This window comes from Acinetobacter sp. EKM10A, from assembly GCF_011075215.1.
Taxonomy (GTDB): Bacteria; Pseudomonadota; Gammaproteobacteria; order Pseudomonadales; family Moraxellaceae; genus Acinetobacter; species Acinetobacter baumannii.
The window spans coordinates 26,326-35,869 of record NZ_JAALLK010000021.1 but is presented as its reverse complement, the minus strand read 5'-3'; the positions used below and the strand labels follow the sequence as shown (position 1 = coordinate 35,869).

Here is a 9,544-nt window from a genome sequence, read left to right as displayed (position 1 = left end):
GTTCATATCTTAGATAATACAAATGAACAAAATACACTTTATTTAAAATCAGTTTCAGCTGATGAAATTATTTTAAAACAGACTAGTGCGGATAGAGTTATTACGTTTAATGATTCAACTGCTACCATTCATTTTGGTGAGGGACAATTATCATCTATTGTATTTGATGATGGAACGACTTGGGATAAAGCGCAAATAGAACAACATATTGCTAAAACAGTAGTGGGTACGTTTGATAATGATGTAGTTGAGACAGCTACAGCCAACCAGACATATTCATATACTTTAGATACAGGTGCAGATACTTTAATTTTCAAAGTTCTTGATGACATTGATAATTTAGGTGGTAATAGTAATGGAGAGTGGACAGATTTTAATCTTTCAGAGAATGATAAACTTGATTTGTCACAATTGCTTATAAATAACAAGGGAAACCTTCAAGAATTTATAACGGTAAAAGATACACAGGCTGGAGTAGTTATGTCTGTAGATAGAGATGGCTCTAATCAATCCACTTATCATTCACAAGAATTAATTCTACTTACTGGTAAGCACTATACGTTAGAGGATTTAATGGCTTCAAATGCATTTATTCATTAAATAGTTGTGATCTAACATAGAAACTAAAAAGAGACCAGTGAATGGTCTCTTTTTTCTTAATTATACTAACATCCTCAAATTTATTTTTTAGTGGTATCCACAGAAACCACAACAGATAGACCAGGACGCAACAATTTAATATCAGGTTGGTTCTCAAGGAGTTTGATGCGTAAAGGTAAACGCTGAACAATTTTAGTAAAGTTACCCGTCGCATTTGTTGCTGAAATTGGCGAGAAGAATGCACCAGTCGATGGTGAAAAACTATCTACCACACCTTTTAACTCAACATTGTAAGCGTCGACATAAACAGTGACAGGCTGGCCGATTTTAATTTGTTTTAGCTCAATTTCACGGAAGTTTGCTTCTACATACACTTGATCTAAAGGCACAACCACCATGAGTGGATTACCTGCGCCAACAAAGTTGCCCACATTTGCAGATTTTTGCCCAATCATGCCATCAATAGGCGCTCGAATTTCTGTATAGCTCAGATTCAGTTTTGCTTTATCAAGCGCAGCTTGGGCTTGTTTCAAAGCCGCTTGTTTAGCTTGAACCTGAATCTTATATTGGTGGAGCTGATACTGCGCATCAATGACTTTTTCTTTACTGCTGTCCAAGTCGGCATATTGCTCGGTCAATGTGGTTTTTGATTGTTGTGTAATCAATCTAGATTCAGCACCAAGTGCCTGTAATTGCTCATAGCGTGCGGTATTATCTTTAGTGAGTTTAATGCCGGCTTCTACTTTTCTAAGCTGGGCCTCTGTTTCTCGTATAACAGTGGGTTGTCTTTCTACTGCCATCATTGCTTCATTTAAGTCAGCTTGTGCTTTGGCATAATTAGATTCAGCTTCAGCTAAAGCCGCCTGATAATCACGTGCATCAATCCGTGCCAAAAGCTGGCCTTTTTTTACGGTCTGGTGATCTTTAATATAAATTTCTTCAATATTACCTGACACTTTGGGAGCAATGGTTGAGTACTCGACATCTACCCGTGCATCGTCAGTTTTAACAATGGAAGAAGGTAAAAATATAACTTTTAAAATCCATAAAATGGAAACTAGAACGACTATAAATGCAATAACCATAACCCAGTGTTTCTTAAGATATTGCATCTTTGTTAACTTGGGTGACTCGGTCATGGAGTGATCTTGGGCTTCGAGAGTACTCATAAAGATTTTCCTGAGTTATGACTATTCATTAACTTAATGAGAGCAATGCGTGGTGGATAAGTTCTAACTGGCAAAATCAGCATAACGATAAATAAAATTGCAGTAAGTCCCGCTAAAATCAGATATTGATCACTAATGACTAACACCGATTGCTGTGCCTGAATCGCAGAATTTAAGGCAGATAAACCACCGGAAACACGTTCGGTACCATCTGCACTCAGCACAGGTGGGGTAAGAGGATTAATAACAGGGCCTTGAATATTTTGAAAAACATGTTGTGCGGTATTTTCAATCAGCCGTGTTGAATGGTATTCACCACGTACTCGATTGACCCAGTCCAAAAGGCACACACCGAGTACGCCGCTAATAGCACGTGGGGTGTTAATCATAGGCGAAGCATAGATTGCCATAGTTGGGTGGACACTATTTGTACCCATCATGAGGAGCGAAAGCACTACACAGGTTTGTCCTAAACATGAGATTGCATGCCAAAAATAGAATTGATCTTGGTTCCAAGTCGTATCAAGTTGACTTGCCCCTAAGCAGCCAACCATAACCAAAAGTAAACCAAAGCCATGTACATATCGGCTATCAACCCAAGCTTGGTTCAAAACTTTAATAACAATCGGGATATAGATAAATTGTAATGCGGCAATTTGTAAGCCAATCCACATGGTTTGAGTAGGCTTATAACCATGCACAGCGCTTAAGTAATTAAGGGGTAATGTACTGGTTGACATACCAATAACCACAAAGCAGAACAACGCAATAACAGCATAACCAAAATTTCGTATTTCGAGCATTTGCGGTTTAATTAATGGTGTTGGATAGCGCCATTCATGTATTAAAAATAAAGGTAGGGTAATGGCACTCATTAAAGCCAAAACACAAATCAATTTTGAATGGAACCAGTCCAAATGATTGCCATGCAAAAGCATGGTACTAAGGCTTGCCAAACCAATAATGGCTAGAATCGCGCCAGTCCAATCGTAAGTTTTTATTCTTGAGTAATTTAACGGATCTTGCGGAATACCGAAGTAAACTAACGCAGCACTTAAAGCACAAAAAGGAATGGTTTGGAAAAATATCATCTTCCAACCAATCACATCTAAATAAAAGGCAGCAAGTGCAGCGCTTAAGTTTGGGAAAAAAGTTGCTGTCAATGCATAGCAGGCCAAGCCCCATAGACGAATTTCAGGTCCTAGGAATCTAAGTGCACATGCCATTAATAAAGGAATAGTTAAGCCATTGGCGAGTCCTTGTAAGCCCCGTAATAAATAAAATATTTCGATATTTGGGCTAAAAGGAATTAATACGCTAGAGAAGAGGCAAAGTCCTATCGCAAAAAGAAGAACCCGACGCATAGAAAAAATAACGGCCCAACTGGTGGACAGGATCATCCCAATAATCATGGCACTGGCATAAATACTGCTGACCCAATAACCAGAGTCGACACTAATACCCATCTCACCGCGAATATCGACCAAGGTAATGCTGCTAATTCGGTTATTAAATTCGACAGTCATGGCTGCAAAAATTGCACCTGCCAAACCGATGAGTGGTCGTATATTCATCTTTTACCTTAAATTTTAAAATGAGCTTAATGCTTATAGCAGTGATTAAGCTCAACTGTACCGATCGGTACTCTACTATCTTATTAAATTTACGTCAATTCTCGATTTTGAACTTTTCGATGAGTTACACTAAGAATGAAATTGCTAAATATGTTTGTAGGGTCGTATGTCTGATTGCACTAAAACGAATGAGAAAGATCAAAAAATTCTGGATGCAGCAACAAAGTTTTTTCTGATCCATGGTTTTAGTGGGACAACGACAGATATGATTCAAAAAGAAGCGGGCGTTTCAAAAGCGACCATGTATGGTTGTTTTAAAAATAAAGAAGCGATGTTTGCTGCGGTCATTGAACGCCAATGTACCAACATGCAAAAACAAATTATGTCGGTTGAGACAAAAGCCAAAAATTTACGTTCAGCTTTAACCGAAATTGGGAAAACTTATCTGTGCTTTATCTTATCGCATTCAGGTTTGGCTTTTTTTAGAGTCTGTATTGCAGAAGCTGTAAGGTTCCCGGAATTATCCGAAAAGTTCTTTGAAGTGGGACCACAACGTCTAGCAAATATTATTGCAGGTTATCTTGAAAAGTCGGTTAAACAAGGAGAAATTGAATTAACGTCTTCTTCGGAAGTCGCAGCAAATATATTTTTATCGCTTTTAAGAAGTGATGCCCACCTAAAATGTTTGACTCATCCTGATTATTTAATCTCAGCTGATGAAATTAGTACTTGGGTTGAATACGCTGTTGATTTATTTTTAAAAAATATTAATTACAAACTAGATTGATTTCTGGGCAGTTTATTTATTATGACCTGAAAGAGAAGGTAGGTGCCATAAAATTAAGGTAAAGGCACCCATATTATAAGCTTATCAAAATTGACTTCACACTAATTCTTAAAATATTTTATAAAATCAGATGGAGACATTTGACTAAATTTTTTAAACTCTTTATGAAAATGAGCCTGATCATTATAGCCTAAATCATATGTTAAATCAGAGAGTTTTAAAGATTTTGATGTATTCATAGCTTGCATTGCCGATTGAAAGCGAATGATACAAGCAAAAGTTTTTATACTCATTCCAACATCATGTTTAAATACTCTTTGGATATGGCGACTACAATAACCAGTTAATTTTTCAAGATCTTTAATTTTTATTTCATTATTTTTATTAATAATAAGATGAAGGATTTCTTGAGTTGTTGCTGAAAGATTCATATTGAGTTTTTCAGAAAAAGTATTTAAAAATAAATTAATTTGTTGATCAATAGATTCTTCAGAAGAAATTTTTTCAATAAACCATTTTTTATTAGGAATTATTTCATTAAAATTTAAGCATTTATTTAAAATTTCTTCACCTGACATTTTAATAAAGCTAGGAATTATTCCAGGTAAAAATCTTATACCAAAATAAGGAGAGTTTTCTTTTAAGGGAACCACCTCAGAATTAAGAATAGAACCAAAAATATGGGCTTGTGGGTGTTGAGGATTACATTCAAATAAAATATCAATACATCCATCAGGAACAGCCAAAATAGGATATTCAATATTGGGTATATCTAATCGATAAAACTCGGAAATTATATTTGAGAAAATATCACATCTTTGATAACTATATATCCTTTTTTTAAAAAAAGGTTGCTCACAGTAGAATTGAGCTAATTGCTTACTTTCTTTAGTATAAGAACTCATATCCATTGAAATAATCTCATAACGCTACATTGAACTTTGCAGAGCAAGTTCCATGCCAAGTAAGTAAAAGTCCGTTTATTAGTTAATATATTAACTAATTTATTGTCTTTTTCAACACCGTCTATCGTTTTTGTTGCCTTAAATTGGAGCAAATTAGTACTGTAATAGTGCAATCAGAAACTGAGGAATTTAATAAAATATTTTAAATCAAATGTTTATTTGATGTCATTTTTTTACAACCTTAAGATTCACAATCTACGAATAAAATAATGGCAACAAATAAATTGATTATGGATGAAGATGACGAAGCATACAGATGAAACCGCAACGAAAAAATACTTTTTAAATTTTCCTCAGCTTGAACAGGATATTGATGCGGATGTTGTCATCATTTGTGATGGTTTTTCTCAGGTATTCATACTGCACTAGAACTTGCTGAACAAGGTGTAATATTGTTGTACTCAAGGCCCATTACCTAGGATTTGGTGGCTTAGGACGTAATGGCGGAAAGTTTATGGCTGGTATTGGACACGACCTTGATAATATTAAACATGAAGTGGGTCGAGATAACTTTTAAAGATTCAATGAGAGCAACTATGTGCACGTTAAGTAAGATTTTGCGCAAAATTAAAGGCTATGGACAGAGACGTCATTAGAATAAAACAAATAGTAGAAAAGGAATATCAAATGATATTCCTTTTAAAAAACTGTTTTAAACTATAATGAGACTGAATACCAAATTTTGGAAAATATTTTTATATAGGTCTTGGCAGTATTCAAACTAATAAAATTTTTAATGAAACTTCATTTTCTGTGTCCATCTATCTATTAATACCTTTGACATTACTTAAAAAAATTAACATATTAAATTATTTTTTATAAAGGATTTTGTTACTTGCATTTTATTAATTAGCTATGCGCTATCTCTCTTTACTAACTCTCCAATACAACAAATCGCTTTTTGTATAGTTTTTGAATCGCTAATTGTAAGCTGTTGAAAAATAAGCCCATCTAAAGCTGCAAATACTGCTCTTGCTAAAGAACGACAATTTATATGACCATGATGTAGTAAGACTTTCTCCAAAGCATCTATATATGTTTCATAAAGAGTCTCAGCTTCACGTCTAAGTTCTGGGCGTCGTCTCGACTCCAATATGAACTCATATTGAAAAAGATGCAGATTAGGATCACTTTCCACAAATTTAACCAAAGATTCTGCAAAATTATCACTTTGATTTATTAACTCTGAGAAATCACTCAACCTAATTGCATATGAAACAGCCCAATGCGCAGCTTCTCGAAGAAGAGAGTCTTTATTACCAAAGTGATAGCTTACTAAACTATTGTTTACATTTGCTAAGTCTGCAACAGCACGAAATGTAAGGCCATGTAATCCTTGTTGTCCAACAATTTCTATTGTTGCTTTAAGTAAAGCATCACGACCTGAGCCGTATCTATTATTACTAATGTCATGCATATCTCGTGTAGCCATACTATACATATGAACCCTTTTTCAGAATCAAGTTCTGATTATAAAGTTTTAAATCCCCAATTTTCTATATGAAATGAATTAATTCATTAGTTTACTTACTTTTATATGAAATCATCTAATCGATAGTATCCAAAATTACCATCATGACTACTTGACAATCAAACTAAGCAAATGCATAGTTATTGAAACTAAGCAAATGCTTAGTTTGGTGCTGATGAATGGAGAGATTACTCAATGAAAACTGAAACAAATACATTTATGGATTATATTCCTGAAAATCAATGGCCTGCAGTTTCTAAAATGCTAGATGGCTTTGGTGAGCAAACATTACCTGCATCTTCTTCATTAGTAGGAACTTCCTTGTCTCTTACAAATGCTGATGGACAAAAGATCGATTATCACTTTATAAGTTTATCTCAACTCACTTGGACTGATAATAGTGGCACTATGCCAAAGGAAGGCAGCGCAACTTATAAAGCAATTGAAGCGCGTGAGGATATTTTTTTAATCGACTTTATTGTTGGGGAGGGAGCAGAAATTCAAAATGTGACCTTTGTTTTTGATAGGAATACTGGCGCAGTAACTACTGGTGTTTCTTCATTTGTTGTAAAAGATGGTAAAAAACGCGGTACTACAGAATTTATGTTCCATCATACACTCGAAGCCATTAATACTCTTGGTCATCCACGCTCAACAAGTTTAGTTGGTAAACGAGTTTTTTATCGTTACAGCGATGTTGAGGCATATGAACATATATATCTTGCACCAGGGACTTTTACTTGGCATTGTGTACGTGGTGGAGAACAAGGTATAGCTGATACTGAACGTTGTATGGCATTTGATATTGCAGAAGACCTCTATCTCTTTTTTTGGACAGAGAAAGTAATGACTGTAGAAGCCGTACTACTTATAGACTTCCGAGAAAAGCGCTCTATTGGCCGTATGATGTGCTGGGATGACTATAAAGATCAACCTGTTCTTTTGCCATTTAATTCTCGTTTATCTGTATTAAATGAAACTCAATATCCACAAGACTATAATAAGCACTGAAGTTAATTAAACCGATTAGATTTTTATGCTGAATAATAAAAGAAGCAAAACTGTTCTATTAGAACCTCGGCTATTAGTTGTTTTGCATTCTATATGAGTAATAGCAACTTTCCTGCTAAAGGTGATTTAAATATTTATAGATGCAAGGACAATAAGATTTGTTTCAATAATTATTTTATCAGTCTAGAAAAAGCATTCGATAGAAGGGATATTTATATCCCTTCTATATATTTTAAATTAGACTTTTATGTTTTATTAGAGTGTGAACAAACTCTAATATAGTTTAGTTGTCCTAATATTTAGCTTATTTGAATATGTTGGTTATACTTTGCTTGAAAATAAAGATAAGTTTCTACAAGGGTATGGTGTGATTCCTCAAAAGTTTATCTTAATTACAAAGTAAAAATTTGCGCAACACTTAAAGGGTTAGACGTGCAATTATCATGGATTGATACTACGATTGATACATCTAATAAAAATATGCAAGGGACGCTCTACTTGAGCGTTGGGAAAAGCTCTTAGAGTACTGAAAAACATATTGTTATTGATTGAAATATATAAGGTGTACCTATGTCGTTTTTTTACAATCTTAAAATCCATAATTTACGAATAATGAGAACAAATAAGTTGATTATGGATGAAGATGACGATGCATACAGATGAAACAGCGACTTACTATACAGCGACCAAAAAGTACTTTTTGAATTTTCCACAGCTTGAACAGGATATTGATGCAGATGTTGTCATTATTGGTGGTGGTTTTTCTGGTATTCATACTGCATTGGAGTTAGCTGAACAGGGGGTAAAGAATATTGTCGTATTAGAAGGCCGTTATTTAGGATTTGGTGGTTCAGGTCGTAATGGTGGACAGGTTATGGCTGGTATAGGCCATGACCTCGATAATATTAAACATGAAGTAGGTGAAGAAGGGCTGAAAACAATATTTGAACTTAGTGAGCTTGGCCCACAAATTATGCGTGAGCGTATTCAAAAATATAATATTGATGCTGATTTTACCAATGGCTATACATATTTAGGTTTTAACTCTCGTCAAGCTAAGACATTAAAAAGCTGGGAAAAGCAATTTAAGACCATGAATAACCGGGACGAGATTTATTATCTTGAAGGAAAAGATGTCCAACGGGTTATTGGTTCTGAAGTTTATGGCAGTGCGCTTGTCCATATGGGGGGAGGCCATGTTCATTCATTAAATTTACTTTTGGGCGAAGCTAAAGCATGTAGTGAAATTTATGGGGTAAAAATCTTTGAACATACACCAGCAGTTGAAGTGACGTATGGAAAAAAAATTACAGTGAGAACAGCAAAAGGCTGTGTAAAGGCTAATAAAATGGTTTGGGCCTGCGATAGTTTTTTAAACAAGTTAGAACCGGAATTACATAAAACAACAATTAATACATATGCATTTCAGCTAATGACTGAGCCTTTAAGTGATGAATTAATAAATAGGATAAGTCCGATTCGTGGGGCATATAGCGATATTCGCCCAGTAATTGATTATTACCGTGTAACTAAAGAAAACAGGTTGTTGTTTGGTGCTGCAACACCGCTAGTAGATTATATTCCTCAAGACTTAAAAGAGTGGAACCGCCAATTAATGCTTAAGGTATTCCCTTATCTGGAGCATGTAAAAATCGATCTTGCTTGGGGTGGGCCAATGGCATCAACTAAAAATTTATTTCCACAAATTGGTACTTTAAAAGACCACGATAATGTCTTTTTTGTTCAAGGTTACTGTGGTTTTGGTGTCACCCCAAGTCAGATTATTTGCAAAATTCTTGCTCAAGGGATATTAGGGGGAAGTGAGCACTTTAAGTTACTGAGTTCAGTCTCTGAACCAGAAATACCTTTTAAAGACTCAATGAGAGCAACAATGTGCACGTTAGGTAAGGTATTGCACCAAATTAAAGGCTATGGGCAGGGACGCCGTTAGAAGAAAGTGGATACTA

The 9,544-nt window shown here is 35.0% G+C and carries 9 protein-coding genes; 5 read left to right on the top strand and 4 right to left on the bottom strand.

What is annotated here, in order from left to right; translation table 11 throughout:
• A partial coding sequence (locus G9371_RS19280) for a type I secretion C-terminal target domain-containing protein (protein WP_227591298.1) occupies positions 1–600 on the top strand: 600 nt, incomplete at its 5' end.
• Between the two features lie 80 nt (positions 601–680).
• On the opposite strand, the gene G9371_RS17675 is transcribed toward G9371_RS19280, so the two are convergent.
• The gene (locus G9371_RS17675; RefSeq protein ID WP_029423779.1) at positions 681–1,769 is read right to left on the bottom strand and encodes an HlyD family secretion protein; all 1,089 of its coding nucleotides are present in this window, start codon (positions 1,767–1,769) and stop codon (positions 681–683) included.
• Positions 1,766–3,343 carry an MFS transporter gene (locus tag G9371_RS17670; RefSeq protein ID WP_001026286.1) on the bottom strand — a complete coding sequence of 526 codons (1,578 nt, stop codon included), beginning with the start codon at positions 3,341–3,343 and terminating at the stop codon, positions 1,766–1,768. The genes G9371_RS17675 and G9371_RS17670 overlap by 4 nt, the downstream gene beginning before the upstream one ends.
• Positions 3,344–3,509: 166 nt before the next feature.
• Between G9371_RS17670 and G9371_RS17665 the strand changes: the two genes are divergently transcribed.
• Positions 3,510–4,130 carry a TetR/AcrR family transcriptional regulator gene (locus G9371_RS17665; RefSeq protein WP_001278392.1) on the top strand — a complete coding sequence of 207 codons (621 nt, stop codon included), beginning with the start codon at positions 3,510–3,512 and terminating at the stop codon, positions 4,128–4,130.
• 101 nt (positions 4,131–4,231) lie between these two features.
• On the opposite strand, the gene G9371_RS17660 is transcribed toward G9371_RS17665, so the two are convergent.
• Complete coding sequence (locus G9371_RS17660) at positions 4,232–5,041, bottom strand: helix-turn-helix domain-containing protein (RefSeq protein ID WP_029423778.1); 810 nt, start codon at positions 5,039–5,041, stop codon at positions 4,232–4,234.
• A 294-nt stretch (positions 5,042–5,335) separates the two neighbouring features.
• On the opposite strand from G9371_RS17660, the gene G9371_RS19355 reads away from it, so the two are divergent.
• Entirely contained in the window at positions 5,336–5,464 is a 129-nt protein-coding gene (locus G9371_RS19355; RefSeq protein ID WP_255320762.1) for a hypothetical protein, read from the top strand.
• Positions 5,465–5,948: 484 nt separating this feature from the next.
• On the opposite strand, the gene G9371_RS17650 is transcribed toward G9371_RS19355, so the two are convergent.
• Positions 5,949–6,527: a TetR/AcrR family transcriptional regulator gene (locus G9371_RS17650; RefSeq protein ID WP_029423777.1), complete on the bottom strand. Its 579-nt coding sequence runs from the start codon at positions 6,525–6,527 to the stop codon at positions 5,949–5,951.
• Positions 6,528–6,761: 234 nt separating this feature from the next.
• Between G9371_RS17650 and G9371_RS17645 the strand changes: the two genes are divergently transcribed.
• A complete protein-coding gene (locus G9371_RS17645; RefSeq protein ID WP_029423776.1) occupies positions 6,762–7,577 on the top strand; it encodes a MoaF C-terminal domain-containing protein in 816 nt (271 codons plus the stop codon).
• 643 nt (positions 7,578–8,220) lie between these two features.
• Positions 8,221–9,528 carry an NAD(P)/FAD-dependent oxidoreductase gene (locus tag G9371_RS17640; protein WP_264821701.1) on the top strand — a complete coding sequence of 436 codons (1,308 nt, stop codon included), beginning with the start codon at positions 8,221–8,223 and terminating at the stop codon, positions 9,526–9,528.
• Positions 9,529–9,544: the final 16 nt, after the last annotated feature.